This is a genomic window from Stenotrophomonas sp. Steno-Z2, from assembly GCF_056393235.1.
The window spans coordinates 401,423-421,226 of sequence record NZ_JBWJOY010000002.1; the positions used below are offsets into that span (position 1 = coordinate 401,423).

Annotated in this window: 18 protein-coding genes and 3 tRNA genes; 5 read left to right on the top strand and 16 right to left on the bottom strand. The window is 65.4% G+C overall.

Features of this window, described 5'->3' with window-relative positions; genetic code table 11:
• Window positions 1-18: 18 nt before the first annotated feature.
• On the bottom strand, window positions 19-435 hold the full coding sequence (locus AC06FP_RS06945) for a group III truncated hemoglobin (protein ID WP_478075000.1): 417 nt from the start codon (window positions 433-435) through the stop codon (window positions 19-21).
• Window positions 436-621: 186 nt separating this feature from the next.
• On the opposite strand from AC06FP_RS06945, the gene AC06FP_RS06950 reads away from it, so the two are divergent.
• The 3 genes from AC06FP_RS06950 to AC06FP_RS06960 all read left to right on the top strand — a co-directional run bounded on the left by AC06FP_RS06950 (window position 622) and on the right by AC06FP_RS06960 (window position 2,324).
• On the top strand, window positions 622-906 hold the full coding sequence (locus AC06FP_RS06950) for a hypothetical protein (protein ID WP_456118895.1): 285 nt from the start codon (window positions 622-624) through the stop codon (window positions 904-906).
• Window positions 903-2,012, top strand: a complete 1,110-nt coding sequence (locus AC06FP_RS06955; protein WP_478075001.1) for a 4Fe-4S dicluster domain-containing protein — start codon at window positions 903-905, stop codon at window positions 2,010-2,012. Before AC06FP_RS06950 ends, AC06FP_RS06955 begins: the two co-directional genes overlap by 4 nt.
• Before the next feature lie 117 nt (window positions 2,013-2,129).
• On the top strand, window positions 2,130-2,324 hold the full coding sequence (locus AC06FP_RS06960; protein ID WP_478075002.1) for a hypothetical protein: 195 nt from the start codon (window positions 2,130-2,132) through the stop codon (window positions 2,322-2,324).
• A 351-nt stretch (window positions 2,325-2,675) separates the two neighbouring features.
• Here AC06FP_RS06960 and AC06FP_RS06965 read toward each other — a convergent pair.
• The 11 genes from AC06FP_RS06965 to uvrB all read right to left on the bottom strand — a co-directional run bounded on the left by AC06FP_RS06965 (window position 2,676) and on the right by uvrB (window position 13,310).
• Window positions 2,676-2,752 (bottom strand) — tRNA-Pro (locus AC06FP_RS06965).
• 66 nt (window positions 2,753-2,818) lie between these two features.
• Entirely contained in the window at window positions 2,819-3,175 is a 357-nt protein-coding gene (locus AC06FP_RS06970; RefSeq protein WP_055769947.1) for a MerR family transcriptional regulator, read from the bottom strand.
• A complete protein-coding gene (locus tag AC06FP_RS06975) occupies window positions 3,156-3,455 on the bottom strand; it encodes an integration host factor subunit alpha (protein WP_054657702.1) in 300 nt (99 codons plus the stop codon). The genes AC06FP_RS06970 and AC06FP_RS06975 overlap by 20 nt, the downstream gene beginning before the upstream one ends.
• Window positions 3,456-3,480: 25 nt before the next feature.
• The gene (gene pheT / locus AC06FP_RS06980) at window positions 3,481-5,862 is read right to left on the bottom strand and encodes a phenylalanine--tRNA ligase subunit beta (RefSeq protein WP_478075003.1); all 2,382 of its coding nucleotides are present in this window, start codon (window positions 5,860-5,862) and stop codon (window positions 3,481-3,483) included.
• A gap of 67 nt (window positions 5,863-5,929) precedes the next feature.
• Complete coding sequence (locus tag AC06FP_RS06985) at window positions 5,930-6,925, bottom strand: phenylalanine--tRNA ligase subunit alpha (RefSeq protein ID WP_456118887.1); 996 nt, start codon at window positions 6,923-6,925, stop codon at window positions 5,930-5,932.
• A 290-nt stretch (window positions 6,926-7,215) separates the two neighbouring features.
• A complete protein-coding gene (gene rplT / locus AC06FP_RS06990; RefSeq protein WP_054664681.1) occupies window positions 7,216-7,575 on the bottom strand; it encodes a 50S ribosomal protein L20 in 360 nt (119 codons plus the stop codon).
• An 11-nt stretch (window positions 7,576-7,586) separates the two neighbouring features.
• Complete coding sequence (gene rpmI / locus AC06FP_RS06995; RefSeq protein WP_010342861.1) at window positions 7,587-7,784, bottom strand: 50S ribosomal protein L35; 198 nt, start codon at window positions 7,782-7,784, stop codon at window positions 7,587-7,589.
• 316 nt (window positions 7,785-8,100) lie between these two features.
• Complete coding sequence (infC, locus tag AC06FP_RS07000) at window positions 8,101-8,625, bottom strand: translation initiation factor IF-3 (protein ID WP_456119416.1); 525 nt, start codon at window positions 8,623-8,625, stop codon at window positions 8,101-8,103.
• A 66-nt stretch (window positions 8,626-8,691) separates the two neighbouring features.
• The gene (thrS, locus tag AC06FP_RS07005) at window positions 8,692-10,596 is read right to left on the bottom strand and encodes a threonine--tRNA ligase (protein ID WP_478075004.1); all 1,905 of its coding nucleotides are present in this window, start codon (window positions 10,594-10,596) and stop codon (window positions 8,692-8,694) included.
• 487 nt (window positions 10,597-11,083) lie between these two features.
• Window positions 11,084-11,158, bottom strand: a tRNA-Val gene (locus AC06FP_RS07010).
• A 136-nt stretch (window positions 11,159-11,294) separates the two neighbouring features.
• Window positions 11,295-13,310 carry an excinuclease ABC subunit UvrB gene (gene uvrB, locus AC06FP_RS07015; RefSeq protein ID WP_456118881.1) on the bottom strand — a complete coding sequence of 672 codons (2,016 nt, stop codon included), beginning with the start codon at window positions 13,308-13,310 and terminating at the stop codon, window positions 11,295-11,297.
• 164 nt (window positions 13,311-13,474) lie between these two features.
• On the opposite strand from uvrB, the gene AC06FP_RS07020 reads away from it, so the two are divergent.
• Together AC06FP_RS07020 and AC06FP_RS07025 are read left to right on the top strand one after the other, a co-directional pair.
• Window positions 13,475-14,035, top strand: coding sequence for a GspH/FimT family pseudopilin (locus AC06FP_RS07020; RefSeq protein ID WP_478075005.1), 561 nt, complete (start codon window positions 13,475-13,477; stop codon window positions 14,033-14,035).
• Window positions 14,036-14,112: 77 nt separating this feature from the next.
• Window positions 14,113-14,189: transfer RNA gene (locus tag AC06FP_RS07025), tRNA-Asn, on the top strand.
• Between the two features lie 129 nt (window positions 14,190-14,318).
• Here AC06FP_RS07025 and AC06FP_RS07030 read toward each other — a convergent pair.
• The 4 genes from AC06FP_RS07030 to AC06FP_RS07045 are packed head-to-tail and all read right to left on the bottom strand — an operon-like array spanning window position 14,319 to window position 19,800.
• Entirely contained in the window at window positions 14,319-14,762 is a 444-nt protein-coding gene (locus AC06FP_RS07030; protein ID WP_456118877.1) for a type IV pilin protein, read from the bottom strand.
• A gap of 3 nt (window positions 14,763-14,765) precedes the next feature.
• On the bottom strand, window positions 14,766-18,257 hold the full coding sequence (locus tag AC06FP_RS07035) for a pilus assembly protein (protein ID WP_478075006.1): 3,492 nt from the start codon (window positions 18,255-18,257) through the stop codon (window positions 14,766-14,768).
• Window positions 18,258-18,268: 11 nt separating this feature from the next.
• Entirely contained in the window at window positions 18,269-18,799 is a 531-nt protein-coding gene (locus tag AC06FP_RS07040; protein ID WP_456118873.1) for a pilus assembly PilX family protein, read from the bottom strand.
• Complete coding sequence (locus tag AC06FP_RS07045; RefSeq protein ID WP_478075007.1) at window positions 18,796-19,800, bottom strand: prepilin-type N-terminal cleavage/methylation domain-containing protein; 1,005 nt, start codon at window positions 19,798-19,800, stop codon at window positions 18,796-18,798. Before AC06FP_RS07045 ends, AC06FP_RS07040 begins: the two co-directional genes overlap by 4 nt.
• Window positions 19,801-19,804: the final 4 nt, after the last annotated feature.

Below are 19,804 nucleotides of genomic sequence, written 5' to 3' on the forward strand. Positions count from 1 at the left end.
GCGCCGGCCCGCTCCCGGCTACTGCCCCAGCACCTGCAGCGTGGGCCAGCGCGACATCTGGAAGCGCCGCCAGAAATTGCCCGCGATGCGTTCGGCCGCATCGTCGGCCAGCCGCTGCATCGGCACATTGCCCAGTTCGGCCGTGGTCTGCCGGAACAGCAGCAGCCAGCGCTCGAACAATTCCTCGCGCAGTTCGTCGATCACCATGTGCTTCTGCATCGGCGCGCCCTGGAAGCGGCGCGTGCCGCGCAGCAGCGTCGACCAGAAATCGACCAGGTGGCGCATGTGCGCCTCCCAGTCGTGCACGTGGGCCTCGAATACCGGCCCGAGCAGGTCGTCCTCGCGCACGCGCCCGTAGAAACGCCGCACCAGGCGGTCGATCTCTTCCTCGCTGCACAGGTCCGCCGCCGGCTGCGGCAGGCGCTCGTCGTTCATCGCTGCAAACTCCTCGCCCTGCCCCGCAGTCTGCCCAACGGCATCCGGGCACGGCTTGATCCAGATCAAGGCCGCCCGCTTCCGGGCTGCCTAGGCTGAGGGCAGGTTCACCCTTGCCTCAGCGCCGCTTCGGCGAAACGGCAAGCGCCGATTGTACGCCTGCCAGGCCCAGCACCCGATGCCACCATGATCGACCCCGACACTTCGCCCGACGCGCGGCGCTCCCCGGTACAGCAGCTGGGCGCGGTGCTGTGGCCGAGTTTCTTCGTCGCGGCGGTCGCGGCGGCGCTGTTCTTCGCCTTCTTCGACCCGCTGGACCTGCAGCGCATCGGCTTCCCGCGCCATGGCATCAGCCGCGGCCTGGGCTATACCGCCGGCTTCTTCCTGGCCTGGCTCGGCACTTTTTCGGCCTGCGGCGTGACCGCCCTGCTGCTGCGTCCGCCGGCCGGCGAAGAGCCACCGCTGGAATGAGCCGCCTCCACCGCCCCGGTCATTCCCCGGCCGTGCATCCGGCGACACCGCTGCGACAGCGGCCATTGAACCGGCGCCATGGCCTGCGATGGCTGGTGCCGGCGACGATGCTGGGGCTGTTCTACGGCCTGCCATGGCTGCGCTGGCGCGACACGGCGTTGCTGCTGTTCGATATGGAAGCGCGCCACATCCACTTCTTCGGCCTGGACCTGCGCACGGAGGCGATCCTGCCGCTGCTGTGGCTGGCGCTGGCGGCGCTGGGCGCCCTCTGCCTGGTCACCAGCCTGTATGGCCGGCTCTGGTGCGCCCATGCGTGCCCGCAGACCGTGCTGACGCGCCTGCACCGGGCACTGCGGCGTGTCACCACGCTCAACGGTCTGGCCAGCGAACGGACTGGACGGCTGCTGCGGCATGCGCTCTGGGCGCTGATCGCGCTGTGGACCGGCCTCACCTTCGTCGGCTATTTCTCGCCGATCGACCGGCTCGTCGCCGGCCTGCCCAGGTTCGCGCTGGGCCGCTGGGAAACGTTCTGGATCGCCTTCTACGCCCTGGCCACCTGGGCCAACGTGTTGTTCCTGCACGAGCAGGTGTGCACCTACCTGTGTCCTTACAGCCGCGTCCAGCCCTGGCTCGTCGACGCCTTCACGCCGTCGATCCACTACGACGCGCGGCGCGGCGAACCGCGCGGCACGCGCCCCGCAGGCGGCGGAAGCGTGATGCAGCGCGCGCGCGGCCTGCTGGACCCGGTGACCGCACGCGACTACGTATTCCGCGCCGCGCACCCGGCCAGTGCCGGCCCACGCCCGACCTTCAGCGATGCCCACCTCGGCGACTGCACCGACTGCGGGGCCTGCGTCCGCGCCTGTCCGATCGGCCTGGACATCCGCAACGGCCGCACCGATGCCTGCATCGAATGCAGCGCCTGCATGGACGCCTGCGACGCCACCATGGCCCGCAGCGGCTTCCCCGCCGGACTCATCCTGCGCACCAGCACCGCCCGCATCGAGCAGCGTCCGCCTGCCGGCCTGCGCGTGCGGCCGCTGCTGTTCGGCACGTTGACGGTCCTGTGCCTTGCACTGGCCGTGGCCGGCCTGATGGCCGGCTGAAACGCCGCCGGGCACATCCGAACTCCACCTGCCGCCGCGTGTCGCGTCGCACAAACCAGCCAGGTTCACGATTGCTATGGTTGGCGGGCCCATCCAGGGCAACAAAGGAATGACGCGATGATCAAGAAGACCCTGAAGACCGTAATGTTCCTGGTGGTAGTGGCCACATCCGGCTTGGCGAGCGCACAGCTGAGCCCTTGTTCGCAGTGCGATGTTCAACTCCACCGCTGCCTGGAAAACGGTGTATTTACCCCGGAGCAATGCGAAATCAACTACCAGCGGTGCAAGGCCGATTTCTGCCCTGCGCCGTAAGCGGGATGACTGGCCTGCCACTGGGCGGGCCAGTCCCGGTTGCCCCGATCCGTCGGTCACGGGTGGGCAGGCACGAATGTGCTCGCCCGCCTCTGGCCCGATGCAAAGGGGAGCGCCGCCCCTCTCGCAGTCGAGCAGACACATCACCGATGCCATGCGCGGCTACGGGGTTATCGCTTCTGACCCGGCCCACCACCTTGCACGCATGTTGGATCGCCGGATCCGCGTGCTTGCCCGGCTGGCTGCAGTGACGCGCTGATCGCCTTGCTCTGCAAGCCAAGGTAAGAACCGGGACCAGAACGAAAAAGGGCTCACGACATATGCCGCGAGCCCTTGATCAACTGCAGTAATTGGTCGGGACGGCCGGATTCGAACCGACGACCCTCTGCCCCCCAGGCAGATGCGCTACCAGGCTGCGCTACGCCCCGATCGTTACTGCATGCCGCCACCGTGGTGGCGAGCCGGCGATTATACGCGTATTGCGGCCGAAGCGGTCAACGCCGCAGCAGCTGCAGCACTTCCTCGAGCTCCATGCGGACCTGCTTGATGATCTGGTTGCTCAGCGCCGACTCCTGCCGCGCGCCCTCGCCTTCCAGGCGCAGGCGGGCGCCGCCGATGGTGTAGCCCTGTTCGTACAGCAGGCCGCGGATCTGCCGCACCATCAGCACGTCGTGGCGCTGGTAGTAGCGGCGGTTGCCGCGGCGCTTGGCCGGCTCCAGGCTCGGGAATTCGGTTTCCCAGTAGCGCAGCACGTGCGGCTTGACGTCGCACAGCTCGCTGACCTCACCAATGGTGAAGTAGCGCTTGGCCGGAATCGGCGGAAGTTCGCGGTTACTGCCCGGATCCAGCATATGCCTCCACCCGCTCCTTGAGCTTCTGGCCCGGACGGAAGGTGACCACCGTGCGGGCGGAAATCGGAATCTCCTCCCCGGTCTTGGGATTGCGGCCCGGGCGCTGGTTCTTGCGCCGCAGGTCGAAATTGCCGAAACCGGACAGTTTCACCTGGCGTCCCTGTTCCAACGCATCGCGCAGCACGTCGAAGAACGCATCGACGAACTCCTTGGCCTCGCGCTTGTTCAAGCCGACTTCGTCGAACAACCGGTCGGCCATCTCCGCCTTGGTCAATGCCATGCCTGTTCCCTGTGTTACTTCCGCTTCAACCCCGGATCCTGGCGCCGTGTTCGCGCTCGACGGCGGCCACCACGGAGGCGACCACGGCGTCCACGTCGCGGTCCGTCAGAGTGCGCGAGGTGTCCTGCAAAATCAAGCCCATAGCCAGACTCTTGAATCCGGGTTCGACGCCCTGGCCGACGTAACGGTCGAACAGCACGACCTCGCGCAGCAGGCTGCCCGCCGCCTGGCGGATGGTCGCCGACAAGGCCTCCCATTCGACCTGTTCAGCCGCCACCACGGCCAGGTCGCGGCGCACCGCCGGGAACCGCGACAGCTCGCCGGCGCGCGGCAGGACGCGCGCGGCCAGCGGCTCCAGGTCCAGCTCGAACGCCAGCACGTCCACGTCGATCTCCATCGCCGCCGCCAGGCGCGGGTGCAGCTGGCCGATCCAGCCGATGCGCCGGCCATCGCGCCAGACCTCGGCCGAGCGCGCCGGGTGCGCGAACGGGTGCGCCGCGGCACGGAACTCCAGCTGCGCGCCGGCGGCGGCAGCCAGCGACTGCAGGTCGCCCTTCAGGTCGTGGAAATCGACCTTGCGCGCCTTCTCGCCCCATTGCAGCGCCGCCGCATCGCCGCAGACGGCCGCGGCCACGCGCACGGTTTCCCGCGGCGCCTGCCCGGCTTCGCCGGCCTGCTGCGCGAATACGCGGCCAAGCTCGAACAGCCGCACGCGGCCCGCCTGGCGCGCGACGTTGCGGCCCAGCGTCGCCACCAGGCCCGGCAGCAGCATCGGCCGCATCACCGCCAGCTCCGCCGACAGCGGGTTGGCCAAGGCCACCCGCCCTTCCGTCAGCGCCCACTGGTCGAGCAGCTGCGCATCGACGAAGGCGTAATTGATGGTTTCCAGCATGTCGCGCGCCACCAGCTGGCGGCGCACGCTCAGGTCGTCCAGGCGGGTTTCGCTGGGCATGGCGATGCGCGCCGCGCCGCCCGGCAGCGTGGTCGGGATCTGCTCGTAGCCGTGGATGCGCGCCAGTTCCTCGATCAGGTCCTCTTCGATGGCGATGTCGAAGCGGCGGCTGGGCGCGGTCACGCTCCAGCCTTCGGCCGCCGGCGCGACCGCCATGCCCAGCGCGCGCAGGATGCGCTCGACTTCGGCATCGTCGATCTGGATGCCCAGCACGCGGGCGATGCGCGCGCGGCGCAGCGGGATGGTTGCCGCCACCGGCAGGTCGGCTTCGCGTACCGCCTCGGTGACCGGCGACGGCACGCCGCCGGCCAGGTCCAGCACCAGGCGGGTGGCGTATTCGATCGCGGTGCGCGGCAGCTGCGGATCCACGCCCCGCTCGAAGCGGTGGCCGGCGTCGGTGTGCAGGCCCAGCTTGCGGCCGCGGCCCATGATCGCCGCCGGCGCGAAGTGCGCGGCCTCGAGGAACACGTTGGTGGTGGCGTCGGTGACGCGCGTATCGAAGCCGCCCATCATGCCGGCCAGGCCGACCGGGCGGTCGGCGTCGGTGATTACCAGGAAGCCGCCGTCCAGCGCGGCATCGCGGCCATCGAGCAGCTTCAGGGTCTCGCCGGCGCGCGAACGGCGCACGCCGATGCCGCCCTTGAGCGTATCCAGGTCGTAGGCGTGCATCGGCTGGCCCAGCTCCAGCATCACGTACTGGGTGATGTCCACCAGCAGCGACACCGGGCGCACGCCGCTGCGGCGCAGGCGCTCGGCCATCCACAACGGCGTGGCCGCACGCGCATCGACGCCTTCGATCACGCGGCCGAGGTAACGCGGCGCTTCGGCGCCGGCCTCCAGCGCGATGGACAGTTCGCGCGCGCCCTGCGCCGGCACGGCGTCGGCGGCGAACGGCTTCACTTCGCTGCGGGTGGCGGCAGCGACATCGAAGGCGATGCCGCGCACGCTGAAGCAGTCGGCGCGGTTGGGGGTGAGCTTAATCTCGATGCTGGCGTCGGGCAGGCCGAGGTATTCGACCAGCGGCGTGCCCACCGGCGCGTCGTCCGGCAGTTCCAGCAGGCCGGAAGCGTCGTTGTCCAGGCCCAGCTCCCTGGCCGAACACAACATGCCGTTGGACTCGACGCCGCGCAGCTTGGCCGGCTTGATCTTCAACTCGCCGATCTGCGCGCCGACCATCGCCAGCGGCGCGACCAGGCCCGGGCGCGCGTTCGGCGCGCCGCAGACGATCTGCAGCAGCTCGCCCCTGCCCGCCTCGACCCGGCACACCTGCAGGCGGTCGGCCTCCGGGTGGCGCACGGCCTCGACGATGCGCGCCACCACCACGTTGTCCAGGCCCTGGCCCAGCGCCGTCACTTCCTCGACTTCCAGGCCGATGGCGGTCAGCACCGCGCTCAGTTCATCGCGCGAGGCGTCGGTAGGGACATGGCTGCGCAGCCAGCTTTCGGAGAATTTCATCGTTGCTCGATCCGTTGTGCGGGCCACCGCCCGCCGTGTATGCCTGTGGGGAACCCGCTGCCGCGCCTTACGCGAACTGGCGCAGGAAACGCACGTCGTTGTCGAAGAACGCGCGCAGGTCGTTCACGCCGTAGCGCAGCATCGCGAAGCGCTCCACGCCGAGCCCGAAGGCGAAGCCGGTGTAACGCTCCGGATCGATGCCGCAGTTGCGCAGCACGTTCGGGTGCACCATGCCGCAGCCCAGCACTTCCAGCCAGCGGGTGCTGCCGTCGGGCTGCTGCCAGGCGATGTCCACTTCCGCGCCCGGTTCCACGAACGGGAAGTAGCTCGGGCGGAAGCGCATCTCGAAATCGCGTTCGAAGAACGCGCGCACGAATTCGCTCAGCGTGCCCTTGAGGTCGGCGAAGGTCGAGTGCTCGTCCACCAGCAGGCCTTCGACCTGGTGGAACATCGGCGAATGGGTCTGGTCGCTGTCGCTGCGGTAGACCTTGCCGGCGGCGATCATGCGCAGCGGCGGGCGGTGCTCGTCCATGTAGCGCACCTGCACACCGGAGGTATGCGTGCGCAGCAGGCGGCCGTCGCCGAAATAGAAAGTGTCGTGCATGGCGCGCGCCGGATGGTGCGGCGGGAAGTTCAGCGCCTCGAAGTTGTGCCAGTCGTCCTCGATCTCCGGGCCCTCGGAGAGCTCGTAGCCGAGGCGGCCGAAGATCTCGGTGATGCGCTCCAGCGTGCGCGTGACCGGGTGCAGGCCGCCGCGCCCGGCATCGCGCCCCGGCAGGGTCACGTCGATGCGCTCGGAGGCCAGGCGCGCGTCCAGGGCCGCGTTTTCCAGCAGCGCCTTGCGCTCGCCCAGGGCACCGGACACCGCGTCGCGCGCGCGGTTGATCGCTTCGCCCGCCGCCTTGCGCTCGTCGGCCGGCAGGCCACCCAGCTGCTTGAGCTGCGCGGTGATGCTGCCGTTCTTGCCCAGCAGGGCGACACGCAGGTTCTCCAGTGCTTCCGGATTCTGCGCCGCGGCCACGTCGGCCAGCGCCTGCGCGGTCAGGGATTGGATGTCACTCATGGATCGACGGACCTCGGATCGGTTTGCCTCGTCGCATCCCCGGCGGAGCCAAAGCCCCCCCCCCCCATCGGGAGAAGGCCTTGAGTGGGGGCGATGGAGTCCCGACGGCTCGGGCATCACGGACTCCGCTCCCCTTCATCCGCCTGCGGGCACCTCCTCCCGACGGGAGAAGGGAACAGCAAGGCATTGATGCTGAACCACAAAAAGAAATGGGGAAGGACTTGCGCCCTTCCCCATGCATTGTCTCATTCACCACCGCCGCGGGTGAACCGCGCCGGCGGAGGAAGGACTTATGCCGCCAGCGCGCTCTTGGCCTTCTCGGCCAGCGCGGCAAAACCCGCCGCGTCGTGCACGGCGATGTCCGCCAGCACCTTGCGGTCCAGGGTGATGCCAGCCTTGAGCAGGCCGTTCATGAAACGGCTGTAGCTCATGCCGTTGATGCGGGCAGCCGCGTTGATGCGGGTGATCCACAGCGAACGGAAATTGCGCTTCTTCTGCTTGCGGCCGATGTAGGCGTACTGCTGTGCCTTGATGACCGCCTGCTTGGCGACGCGGAAAACCTTGCGGCGGGCGTTGTAGTAGCCCTTCGCCTGGCTGATGATCTTCTTGTGGCGGCGGCGCGCCTGCACACCACGCTTGACTCGTGCCATGGTTCAGTTCCTCAGAGGTAGGGCAGCATGCGGTCCAGACGGCCTGCGTCTTCTGCGCGGACGTGGTTCGTCTGACGCAGGTTACGCTTCCGCTTGGTCGCCTTCTTGGTGAGGATGTGGCTACGGTTGGCGTGGCCAGCCTTGTACTTGCCGGAAGCGGTCTTGCGGAAACGCTTGGCCGCCGCCCGGTTGGTCTTGATCTTGGGCATTGCTATGTCCTTGATGGTCTCTTTTTACTGGCCGGGGCGGCGCTTGCGGTGCTTTGCGACTGCGTCGCCAAGCGCCTGAAGCACGCTTTCCATCCTTGCCCTTGCCTGCTTGAAGCCCGCACTCCCGATGGAGGCAGGCAGGTCCTGTAGGTGATGCAAACAACAAGCCCGGCGAACCGGGCCGCCCATTATGCCTGTGGATCCGGGCACTTGCAATCGCAGGCGGCCGGACCCGGGCAGGCACATGAACGCAGAACGGGGAGCCGGCATGGCGCCCTCCCCGTGCGGCAAGGCGGCGGCCTGGGCCGCGGCGGCCTTACTTCTTCTTCGGCGCGATCATCATGACCATCTGCCGGCCTTCCAGGCGCGGGCGCGATTCGATCACGATGTCCTCGCCCAGGTCCGCCTCGATGCGGCCGGCCATCTCGCGACCCAGCTCCTGGTGGCTCATTTCACGGCCACGGAAACGGATGTTGACCTTGACCTTGTCGCCTTCCTCGAGGAAGGCGCGCATCTTGCGCAGCTTGATCTGGTAGTCGCCCTCGTCCGTGACCGGACGGAACTTCACTTCCTTGATCTCGACCTGCTTGCTCTTCTTCTTGGCCTCGTTGGCCTTCTTCTGCTGTTCGAACTTGAACTTGCCGAAGTCCATGATCTTGCAGACCGGCGGATCGGCCTGCGGCTGGATCTCGACCAGGTCCAGGCCCTCATCCTCGGCCATCGACAGCGCTTCGTCGCGCGACAACACGCCGATCATTTCACCGTCGCTGCCGATCACGCGCACGCGCGGCACGCGGATTTCGTGGTTGCGACGATTCTGCTTGGTGTCAGGGGTACTGATATTGCAATCTCCGGATGGAATCGAACCGGCCCCGACGGAGCGTCCGCGGGGGCCGGGGCTGGATGCTTACTGCCTGTGTTCCGCCTGCAGGCGTTCGATGAAGGCCTGGAGCGACATGCTGCCCAGATCCTCGCCCGAACGGGTGCGTACCGCCACCGCGCCGTTCTCCTTCTCGCGGTCGCCGACGACCAGCAGATACGGCACACGCTGCAGCGTATGCTCGCGAATCTTATAGCCGATCTTCTCGTTCCGCAAATCGGCGGTGACCCGGAAGCCTTGCTCCGCAAGGGTTTTGCGGACCTGCTGAACGTATTCAGCCTGGGCATCGGTGATATTGGCCACCACCACCTGCACCGGCGCCAGCCAGGTCGGGAACGCGCCGGCGTGGTGCTCGATCAGGATGCCGATGAAGCGCTCCATCGAGCCGACGATGGCCCGGTGGAGCATCACCGGGTGCCGTTTCTGGCTGTTTTCGTCGACGTATTCAGCACCCAGGCGGCCCGGCATCATGAAGTCCACCTGCATGGTGCCCAGCTGCCAGGTACGGCCGATGGCATCCTTCAGGTGGTACTCGATCTTCGGGCCGTAGAAGGCGCCCTCGCCCGGCAGCTCCTGCCATTCCACGCCGCAGCTGGACAGCGCCGAACGCAGGGCAGCCTCGGCCTTGTCCCAGGTGGCATCGTCGCCCAGGCGCGATTCGGGACGCAGCGCGATCTTGATCTGGATGTCCTCGAAGCCGAAATCGGCATAAACCTTCAGCGCCTGCGAATGGAACGCCCGGACCTCGGACTCCACCTGCTCCTCGGTGCAGAACACGTGGCCGTCGTCCTGGGTGAAGCCGCGCACGCGCAGGATGCCGTGCAGCGCGCCGGACGGCTCGTTGCGGTGGCAGGCGCCGAATTCGCCGTAGCGGATCGGCAGGTCGCGGTAGCTGTGCAGGCCCTGGTTGAACACCTGGATGTGGCCCGGGCAGTTCATCGGCTTGACCGCGTAGGTGCGCTTCTCCGACTCGGTGAAGAACATGTTGTCCTGGTAGTTGTCCCAGTGGCCGGACTTCTTCCACAGGCTCACGTCCAGGATCTGCGGGCAGCGCACCTCGCCGTAGCCGCTGCTGCGGTAGACGCGGCGCACGTACTGCTCGACCACCTGCCACAGCGCCCAGCCCTTCGGGTGCCAGAACACCAGGCCCGGCGCTTCTTCCTGCAGGTGGAACAGCTCCTGCTGCCTGCCGATGCGGCGGTGGTCGCGCATCTCGGCTTCCTCGATGCGCTTGATGTAGGCCTCGAGCTGCTTCCTGTCGGCCCAGGCGGTGCCGTAGATGCGCTGCAGCTGCTCGTTCCTGGCGTCGCCGCGCCAGTAGGCGCCGGAGATGCGGGTCAGCTTGAACGCCTTGAGGAAACGCGTGTTCGGCACATGCGGGCCGCGGCACATGTCCACGTATTCCTGGTGGTAGTACATGCCCATGGCCTTGATGTCGGCGGGCATGTCCTCGATCAGGCGCAGCTTGTAGTCCTCGCCGCGGGCCCTGAAGATCTCGACGACTTCCGCGCGCGGCGTCATCTTCTTGATCACGTCGTAGTCCTGCGCGATCAGCTCGCCCATGCGCTTTTCGATCGCGGCCATGTCCTCTGGCGTGAACGGGCGCTCGGAATAGATGTCGTAATAGAAGCCTTCGGCGATGACCGGGCCGATCACCATCTTCACGTCCGGGTACAACTGCTTGACCGCGTGGCCGACCAGGTGCGCGCAGGAGTGGCGGATGATCTCCACGCCCTCCTCGTCCTTGGCGGTGATGATGCGCAGCGAGGCATCGTGGTCGATGACATCGCTGGCGTCGACCAGCACGCCATCCACCGCGCCGGCGATGGTGGCCTTGGCCAGGCCGGCGCCGATGGACTGGGCCACGTCCATGACGCTGACCGGGTTTTCGAACTGACGGATGCTGCCGTCGGGGAGAGTAATGTTGATCATGGGCTTCACCTGGGTCTTGGCCCACCCTGCGAGGCGGGCCACGGAGCGCGCGGATCTGCGGCGCGCTTCCGGGAAACGGGGCAATAAAAAAGCGCCACGGAGGCGCCTGCTGCAGGGCCGTGGCGGGATCTGGCGTCAGGAGTGGGTAGTGCTCATGTCGCACGCTCGGCCGGCGTTTCCGCGGGCCACCTATTCCGGAAGGAGGTCGGGCACGATGGTAAACCAATCGCGGCCGTTTCGCCTCCATCCCGCCTGAGCGGCCCGCCAACGCCGGCGAAGCGTTGCGGCCCACCGGCCGGGGCGCCGGGATGACAGCCGCCGGGAACAGCCCCGGCATGACCTGTCGGCGCGCCCCAGCGTGGATGATGGAAAACCGCCGGGAGCGGGTTTCTGACAGCCCGCCGCTGGCTCGAAGGCCCGTCGCCATGGATGAGGGGCAACAAAAAACCCGGCAGCTGCCGGGTCATTGATCCACTCCTCGCCGGAGTGGTGGGCGGTACAGGGTTCGAACCTGTGACCCCTACCATGTCAAGGTAGTGCTCTACCGCTGAGCTAACCGCCCTTCGCATCGCAAGCAATTGCTCGTTGCGAGGGCGCGTATCTTAGTCCAGCGATCAGGGGGAGAGCAACAGGTTTCTGTAAAAATTTTCACACGGCCCTTCGCTGCCCCCGGGCCGACGCATCGACGCCCCGCCGCATCAGCCGAGGCTCGCCTCCTTCAGGCGGCGGATCTGGTCGCGCACCCGCGCCGCGTCCTCGAACTCCAGGTCGCGGGCGTGCTGGTACATCTGCTGCTCCAGCGCCTTGATGCGGGCGGCGGCCTGGGCCGGGTCGAGCGCCCGGTAGTCCGCCTCGGGCTCGGCCACGCGACGGGCCTTGCCCTTGCCGCCGGGCCTGGCCGCCCCTTCCTCGTGCGCGCCTTCGAGAATGTCGGTGATGGGCCGTGCCACCGACTTGGGCACGATGCCATGCGCCTCGTTGTATTCCACCTGCTTCTGGCGGCGACGGTCGGTCTCGTCGATGGCCGCCTGCATCGAGCGGGTGATCCTGTCGGCGTAGAGGATCGCCTTGCCGCGCAGGTTGCGGGCGGCGCGGCCGATGGTCTGGATCAGCGAGCCGGTCGAACGCAGGAAGCCTTCCTTGTCCGCGTCGAGGATCGCCACCAGCGAGACCTCGGGCATGTCCAGGCCCTCGCGCAGCAGGTTGATGCCGACCAGCACGTCGAACTTGCCCAGGCGCAGGTCGCGGATGATCTCCACGCGCTCGACCGTATCCACGTCCGAATGCAGGTAGCGCACGCGGATGCCGTGTTCGCCGAGGTACTCGGTGAGGTTCTCGGCCATGCGCTTGGTCAGCGTGGTGACCAGTACGCGGTCGCCCATCTTTATGCGCTCATGGCACTCGGACATCAGGTCGTCGACCTGGGTGGCCACCGGACGGATCTCGACCTGCGGGTCGACCAGGCCGGTGGGGCGCACTACCAGCTCGGTGATCTCCTCGCCCGACTCACGCAGCTCGTACGGGCCCGGCGTGGCCGAGACATAGATGCTGCGCGGCGAGCGTGCCTCCCATTCCTCGAAGCGCAGCGGGCGGTTGTCCAGCGCCGACGGCAGGCGGAAGCCGAACTCCACCAGCGTTTCCTTGCGCGAACGGTCGCCCTTGTACATCGCGCCGATCTGCGGAATGGTCACGTGCGATTCGTCGATCACCAGCAGCGCGTCCGGCGGCAGGTAGTCGAACAGCGTCGGCGGCGGTTCGCCGGCAGCCTTGCCGGTCAGGTGCCTGGAGTAGTTCTCGATGCCGTTGCAGTAGCCGACCTCGGCCATCATCTCCAGGTCGAACTGGGTGCGCTGCGCCAGGCGCTGCGCCTCCACCAGCTTGTTCTGCGCGTACAGCAGCTCCAGCCGCTCCTTCAGCTCGGCCTTGATCGTCTCGATCGCCGCCAGCACCCGTTCGCGCGTGGTGGCGTAGTGGGTCTTCGGGTAGATGGTGTAGCGCTGCATCCTGCGCAGGCTCTCGCCGGTGAGCGGGTCGAACATGCTCAGCTGCTCGACCTCGCCGTCGAACAGCTCGATGCGCACCGCCTCGCTGTCCAGTTCGGCGGGAAACACGTCGATCACCTCGCCGCGCACGCGGAAGGTGCCGCGCTGCAGTTCGTACTCGTTGCGCGTGTACTGCAGCTGGGTCAGGTGGTTGATCAGGTCGCGCTGGTCGATGCGCTCGCCCTTGGACAGGATCAGGCGCAGCGACAGGTAGTCCTCGGGCGCGCCGAGGCCGTAGATCGCCGAGACCGTCGCCACCACCAGCGCGTCCGGCCGCGACAGCAGGGTCTTGGTCGCCGCCAGCCGCATCTGCTCGATGTGCTCGTTGATCGAACTGTCCTTCTCGATGAAGGTGTCCGACGCCGGCACGTAGGCCTCGGGCTGGTAATAGTCGTAATAACTGACGAAGTACTCGACCGCGTTGTGCGGGAAGAACGACTTGAACTCGCCGTAGAGCTGCGCCGCCAGCGTCTTGTTCGGCGCCATCACCAGCGTCGGCCGCTGGATCTGCTGCACCACGTTGGCGATGGTGTAGGTCTTGCCCGAACCGGTCACGCCCAGCAGCGTCTGCTTGGCGATGCCCGCCTCGAAGTTGGCGACGAGCTTCTCGATGGCGGCCGGCTGGTCGCCTGCCGGCGAATAGGGCGATACGAGCTGGAATCGGTCGGACATGGGAGCGCGCGCGGTACGGACCGGCAAGTATAGCCACCGCCCGGATGACGGCCGGCTGAGGATGCTTCCTAGGCCAGACGGCCACCCCGGCCTATCCCCGCGGCCGCCGTACCGGGCAAGGATGTCCCCTCGGCGCGCCTCGCCGCTCCACAGGAAAACCGCACATGGCATGGATGCCCGTCTCCGCAGGTCCTCCACCCGCACATCCGCGCGGCGTGAGTCTGCTGGAGATGCTCGCCTGTGTCGCCATCCTGGCGATCCTCGCCACGATCGCCACGCCTTCCCTGGAAGACCTGGTCGAACGGCAGCGGGTCGACGTCGCCAGCTACGCCCTGCTCAACAATCTCGCGCTCGCCCGCCTCACCGCCGTCAGCAGACGCAGCGCCGCCGTACTCTGTCCTTCCGCGGATGGCGCCACCTGCACCCCTACGACCAACTGGAGCAGTGGCTGGCTGCTGTTCCTCGACCGCGACGGCAACCGCCGCCCCGATGGCCCCGGCGACATCGTGCGCGCGGACATCGCTCCCGTTTCGCGTCATCTTCGGGTGAGCAGCTCCGCCGGAAGGCAACAGATCCGCTACCTGCCAGATGGTCGCAGCGCCGGCAGCAATGTGACCCTCTCGATCTGCAATGCCGAAGGGCAACTGCTGGCCTCGGTGGTCGTCAACAATGCCGGCCGCGCCCGCACTGCCCGCCCCGGGACACCGACGACCTGCCCCGGCTGAAGCACTCCCGTTCACCCCGCAGCGCGGCCCCACGGGACTTGCACGCCCCTGCGACGCTGCGTAGAATGCGCCTCCCCGCCCGAATAGCTCAGCCGGTTAGAGCACTTGACTGTTAATCAGGGGGTCGTTGGTTCGAGTCCAACTTCGGGCGCCAGATCAAAAAAAAAGCCTGCGAGCAGTCGCAGGCTTTTTTTTGCGGCGCAGAAAGGCAATCGCGGGGCTTCCTGCCACACCAAACGGGGCATGGCCGGCCATGCAACCCGTCTGGCATGCGATCAATCCATTACCAGCATTCCGCCAACGTTCCCGTTCCGGTAATGCTGCGTACTCCCTGGGCATTGAGCCCCAACGTACCGCAGAGCGAGTCACGCTGGCGAGCAGTGGGCACAGCACGGATCGCATAGCTGCGAGCGGCAAGCGCCCCGTCAAATCCGACATTGTAGAAGCTGGCCAGACTGGCTTCACAATTCGGTGCAGCAGCACCTACGTACGTGAGATTGGTTGTGTAGTAGCGCTCCATGAGTTGAGCATGCTGCTGAAGGCAGGCCGCTACCGCTGCCCGCCTGGATTTGACGACGTAGCGCTGATAACTGGGGTATGCGATGGATGCCAGAACGGCGATGATCACCACCACGATCATAATCTCGATCAAAGTGAAGCCCATCTGCCTCTGGCGTCCTGCCGGAGCCGCGCCGTATCTCTGCCGCATGCACTCGCTGGATGCCATGGTTCAATTCCCTCTCTTTATTTCACGCCAGGAGACCCGGCCCAGATTGCGTATGTCATCGTAAGGCACGCAGACCATTTTGCCGTTGGAACCGGTCTCGCACATCATTCCCGGGGATGCGCCAGTACCCGAACCTCCGCTTCCCGACATCAGGTTCGGCAAGGTTCCCATTCCGACCCCCAGATCCACGGATCCGATGGGTACTTTTTTACCATCCACGGTCAGTACCTCATCCGCAAAGCTGCCATCGCTGTTTGTGTCAAAGAATGGGGACCTCAGGCTTGTGCCTGTAAAGGCGTCCAACGCATTGATGTACCCGCGACCATCGGACTGGCAGGCACTCGCGGTTGGAATGACGCTACTGGTTACCATGACGGTCTGTCTGCCACCCAAGATCTGGGCCGCCGAAACGACACGCTCCCCCTCGGCCACGCCATCCGGCGGCGTCAACAAGTCCAGATACCAGCCTTTGGAACCGGACGGCAACGCGGAATTGGCCTCGAACGCCCGGACAGCCTTGCCATTGGCCGTACCCACCACTGCCGCGCTGCGCCTGGTCAGGTTCGCTCCCGCACCATTGCGCGCCAGCGCAGTGCCGTCATCGACGATGCCATAGAGACTTTGCACATCCGCATTCTTCATGTCGCCGTTCGTCATCAGCCGACCGGTACCGAAGAACAGCCAGGTCTTGTAGGTGGTCGGATGCATGGCGACAGTCAGGCCGCCAGTGATTGGCTGGCGCACCACGTCGCCGTTGCTCTTGGTGTAAGTGGCCGAGAAGAGCCTGGAATACCCCCACCCCGACGAAACTCTCGAGCTGAGATCGAATTTCCAGACATTACCCAGCATGTCGCCGGCGTACACGTAATCCAGCTTGCCATCGCCGTCCGCATCCCAGCCCACCGGCGCGGACAATCCATTCGAATCGTCGGAATCCGTTACAGCCGAGCCCACGCCGGTATCCAGTTTCCCCAGCAGAGTACCTCTGTCGAGGTCATAGATGAGCAGGACGGCATGGCCATTGCTGCTGTTGATTCCATTGCTGACGATCAGTGCATTGGTACCATCATTGAGTCGGGCGATGATCGGCGCGCTCTGTACCAGCCCCATGTCCGGATCCTGATCGCCCACCTCCCACTTGAAGCTCGGGCTGGAAGGGGTAGTAACGTCCAGTGCGAACAATCCCTTCCCCCCCTTGCCCAGAGCCCCGACCAGAACATTTCTGCCCGATGCCTGTGCGCGGGTGGATACCACCACCGGACCGTCGACAAAGAAGTTGTGCCCGTAATCCGGACGACTCAGGGTACCCAGCGTGCTCCAGTTGATGCCACCGGGAATGAAGCCGAAGAGTTCAGCACCGGTGCTGGCATTGAAGGCATGCAGCATGCCGTCGTTGGCTCCAACGTACAGCGTGTTGGTCTCCGCCACGTAAAACGGCGACGATCCCACCACGTCGCCCAACAACGTGTTGCGGTTGCGGAGCGTCCCACCCTGGGAAATCTCCAACGAACGGTTACCCGCCAGATAGCTTGCATTGTCGTCGCCGCTGACCGGATAGACGTTGGCACCGCCGGTACGCGTCAACGCAGTACGCTGCGTTTCCGTGATCGAACCAGGGAACGCCAACAGCTGCCTGCCATCCGTAGTGAACAGTTTGCGATTGATTGCGGGAATACCCTGGGATCCCCTCCACGAGGGAGTACTGCCGGCCCCGTTCGCGGTAACAGGGTAGGCCGCCACCTCGCCCGTCCATACACCGGAAACATAACTTGCCTGGAACAACATGGAGCCGGTGGAGAGCGAGGCCGAATTGGCACTGATGTTGGAGAACGAACCCGTACGCTCGGTTACTGCCGCAAGCGCGGCCTTCAGACCCGAAGCGAATGCCGCAGGATTTCCGGCCGAAACATAAGTGCCGCGACCATTGACCGCTGCATGCAGCAGGTCATCCACCGCGGTAATTGTATTGTTTTTCGGCTCCGGCCAGCCTGCCGCGCCATTCACGGTGGCATTGCCGTTGGCCAGAACAGCCTCAACGCTATCCTGATCCACTGTACCTACCAGGCCCAGACCGATGGCGAAGGTGACCATGTGCTGCCAGAACGCCGGGTCCTTGGCAGTGGTGGGGACAATGTTGTCCATCCCGGCATCGGTACGCAGATCCGTACGCCAGTAATACATGGCCACGTCCGCCAGAGTCGGGCTGCCATCCGACGCCAGACCACCCGCATAGGGTGCAGTCGGAGTGTAGGTATAGCTACCCAGCGGACCGGTTATGGTGCTACCTGAGGCATTGTCCGCATCCCCGATGACCGTATTGCTGTAGGTTTCGTTCCAGTAGCCGTCGGTGGTCAGGATCGTGAAATTCTGCCGACACGCCAGCTGATCCGCACCGCTCTCCGGACCATAGGGACCCGTGCTGGCGGAGCTGCTGAAATAGGCACCCGCATCGGCCAGCGCCTTGCGCAACGGCGTAGTACTGTTGCCGGTAGTGGTGAACAACCGGTTGTACCATTGCGTGCGGTTGTTGTAAGCCTTGGGATTGAGGGTCGTACCCGTATTTGTAAACAGGCCATTGTTGTGGTTGACCGGTATCGGCACCGCCGGCGTCGGCATGTTCAGAACACGGCTGGCCGTAGGAATATTGGTATCGTTCCAGATGGTGCGAAAACCTACGCGGACGTTGGCATCCTTGTCCAGTTCAGCAAATGCCGCACTGGCGCCCGCCTTGGCCGCCTTGTAGCGGGTACGGTGATAGGAATACCAGGTGGCGAAGTTGCTGCGCTCCGCCTCCTCAGTACGTCCGGTCGGCGTAACCCGCGTACAGTTCCGCCAATCCTTACCGCTGTTCGTGCTGCAGTTGCGGTTTGCCAGCCCTCGATTGTAGTTGGGGGCTGCACCAGCGCGCGCCACGTATTCACTACGCACGATCACGCCATCGGTGTGTATCTGATATCGCCAGTAATTTTCGCCGACCCTCAGATAGGCATCGTCAGTGCGGCTGACATCCTTCGGCACATAAAAGGTCCGCACAGCATCGGACAGATTCGTAGTCCCGCTGGTCGTGATGACGGTGCCAACTCCTCCTGGCCCATCCCCGGTATAGGGAACAAATACGTTGTCACTATATGCCGCGCTGTAGCTGGTGCCACCGGTCATCAAGCTGGCATCTGGCAGAGTCCAAGGCTGATAATTGATGGCAGGATTATAGTAAATGGTATTGCGGGTATAGGCCGATGAAGCCACATTGGGCGCGGTTGTAGCCGGCACGCTATCAGGCAGGTAATCCCATTGCATCGACCCAGAATTGTCGAGAATGAACAGGACATTCGGCGGCACCCGCACGCCAGTGGTCAGCGGGTCGGTAGGCAGCGTGATGCCGGCATTGGCCGGTGCAGCCAACAACGTGACGCAGAATGCCGCCAGCGCGGGCATGAGACGGGACACCATGCGGCTGCGCGACGCATGCCGAAGGGGAGACAGAGGCTTGCGCATGGCAGGCATCCTCACTGGACGTTATAGGTGGTTTGGAGCAGCACAACCGAGCGATCGGCACTGTCCGAGATTGCAGTAATGCGGAAGCGCGGCGTCAGACACAAAGCATCCACAGGAATCTTGCGGTCGCAGGCCGGCCACGAGGGCGTCATGCCCATGTATTCAATGATGTAACTGGCCGTCGGCATCGGAACGTTGCCATCAGCCAGATCATTGCTGGCGCTACGCCAGCCATTGAAACTGGCACTCAACCAGCGATCGGCAGCGGTGGGATCCGGCAGGCTGCATACACCATCGCTGCACCCGCTGGCTGGCACCGATGCAACCGGCGTCGCCCGTGCCAGCGCCTCCCCTTGCCGCAGGGCGGATTCGACAGCCTGAAAACTAAGACTGCGATCATAAAGGTTGGCAGTCATCCGCTCCTCCATGGTGGTACCGCGCAGCATGGCAAGCCCGAGCAGCGTCATCAGCAGCAACAGGATAAGGACGACGACCAGCGAGGCTCCTTGCTGCCGCCTGGAATGATGAAAAGGGATTTTCATGGATTGCGGTTCCGCAAGCTGACGACATGGACCAGTTGGCGCTGGATGGTATCGCCGCCAGGCCCCACGCGGTCGGCCCCGGTCAGAGTGAGAGTAATGCGCGCCGAAGTGACGTTGCCCCAGTTGCCACCGATTGCTGCGGCATTCTGGTAGGTGGATTGCCCCGCGACCAGGTACAGGACGCTCAGATTGGACACTCCTTCGGCCACTTCCTGTGCGGCGACGGCACCATTGGCAGTAGCCACCTGCTGGTACAGCGATGGGCCACTGCTCCCATTGCCGATGTACCAGCGGGTCGCACGCAGACGAGTCAGTACCGATACCGACTCGTGACCGGCGGTCGCACTGGGACTGTAATCGAACTTGCCGCCACTGACATTGAGATTGACGGTGGAGTTGCCAGGCGTACCAGAAGCAGCGTGGGATATCGTGGTACCACTGCCACCGACCGCAGACACCTGGAAAATGGAAGCCTGCTTGCCATTGCAGACCATGGCCAAGTCGCCTGCGGCAATCCCATGACTGCCATCATTGACCGTGAATACCGCTCCCGCAGTGTCATGCGCACTGACCGTGACCACATTATCGTCCGCGCTGAACAGTTGCACGGCTTCGGTATCTGCCAACCGCTGGCCAGCACCGGTACCGCCGGTCAGCCCGGCGGCCGCATCACCGCTCCCGTAGCCGCGAAAAGCATCACCCCAGGAGTGGATGTTGCTCCACCAGTTGCCACCGGAATTGTTGAGCACATTGGCGATGGGCAGATTGTTGACACAAGGGTTGCCGGCAGCCTCACGCAGATCCCGCGACATCAGCTCGAAGGCAACACGCGCACCTTCCTGCAGTCGCCCTACCCCCTCGGTAGCACGATAGACCTGTCGATTGGAAAGGAAGATGCCGACCGCGGCCCCAACCACCAGCAGGCCGATCAACATCGCGATCATCAGTTCTATCAGGCTGAAACCTGCCTGCCGCCGCACGCCTGCGTGCCGGTCGCTCATCTTT

Excerpts from the sequence above, each read along its gene's own strand:
- AC06FP_RS06945 (WP_478075000.1), bottom strand. The coding sequence starts at position 435 with ATGAACGACGAGCGCCTGCCGCAGCCGGCGGCGGACCTGTGCAGCGAG.
- AC06FP_RS06950 (WP_456118895.1), top strand. The coding sequence starts at position 622 with ATGATCGACCCCGACACTTCGCCCGACGCGCGGCGCTCCCCGGTACAG.
- AC06FP_RS06955 (WP_478075001.1), top strand. The coding sequence starts at position 903 with ATGAGCCGCCTCCACCGCCCCGGTCATTCCCCGGCCGTGCATCCGGCG.
- AC06FP_RS06960 (WP_478075002.1), top strand. The coding sequence starts at position 2,130 with ATGATCAAGAAGACCCTGAAGACCGTAATGTTCCTGGTGGTAGTGGCC.
- AC06FP_RS06970 (WP_055769947.1), bottom strand. The coding sequence starts at position 3,175 with ATGCTGGATCCGGGCAGTAACCGCGAACTTCCGCCGATTCCGGCCAAG.
- AC06FP_RS06975 (WP_054657702.1), bottom strand. The coding sequence starts at position 3,455 with ATGGCATTGACCAAGGCGGAGATGGCCGACCGGTTGTTCGACGAAGTC.
- pheT (WP_478075003.1), bottom strand. The coding sequence starts at position 5,862 with ATGAAATTCTCCGAAAGCTGGCTGCGCAGCCATGTCCCTACCGACGCC.
- AC06FP_RS06985 (WP_456118887.1), bottom strand. The coding sequence starts at position 6,925 with ATGAGTGACATCCAATCCCTGACCGCGCAGGCGCTGGCCGACGTGGCC.
- rplT (WP_054664681.1), bottom strand. The coding sequence starts at position 7,575 with ATGGCACGAGTCAAGCGTGGTGTGCAGGCGCGCCGCCGCCACAAGAAG.
- rpmI (WP_010342861.1), bottom strand. The coding sequence starts at position 7,784 with ATGCCCAAGATCAAGACCAACCGGGCGGCGGCCAAGCGTTTCCGCAAG.
- thrS (WP_478075004.1), bottom strand. The coding sequence starts at position 10,596 with ATGATCAACATTACTCTCCCCGACGGCAGCATCCGTCAGTTCGAAAAC.
- uvrB (WP_456118881.1), bottom strand. The coding sequence starts at position 13,310 with ATGTCCGACCGATTCCAGCTCGTATCGCCCTATTCGCCGGCAGGCGAC.
- AC06FP_RS07020 (WP_478075005.1), top strand. The coding sequence starts at position 13,475 with ATGGCATGGATGCCCGTCTCCGCAGGTCCTCCACCCGCACATCCGCGC.
- AC06FP_RS07030 (WP_456118877.1), bottom strand. The coding sequence starts at position 14,762 with ATGGCATCCAGCGAGTGCATGCGGCAGAGATACGGCGCGGCTCCGGCA.
- AC06FP_RS07035 (WP_478075006.1), bottom strand. The coding sequence starts at position 18,257 with ATGCGCAAGCCTCTGTCTCCCCTTCGGCATGCGTCGCGCAGCCGCATG.
- AC06FP_RS07040 (WP_456118873.1), bottom strand. The coding sequence starts at position 18,799 with ATGAAAATCCCTTTTCATCATTCCAGGCGGCAGCAAGGAGCCTCGCTG.
- AC06FP_RS07045 (WP_478075007.1), bottom strand. The coding sequence starts at position 19,800 with ATGAGCGACCGGCACGCAGGCGTGCGGCGGCAGGCAGGTTTCAGCCTG.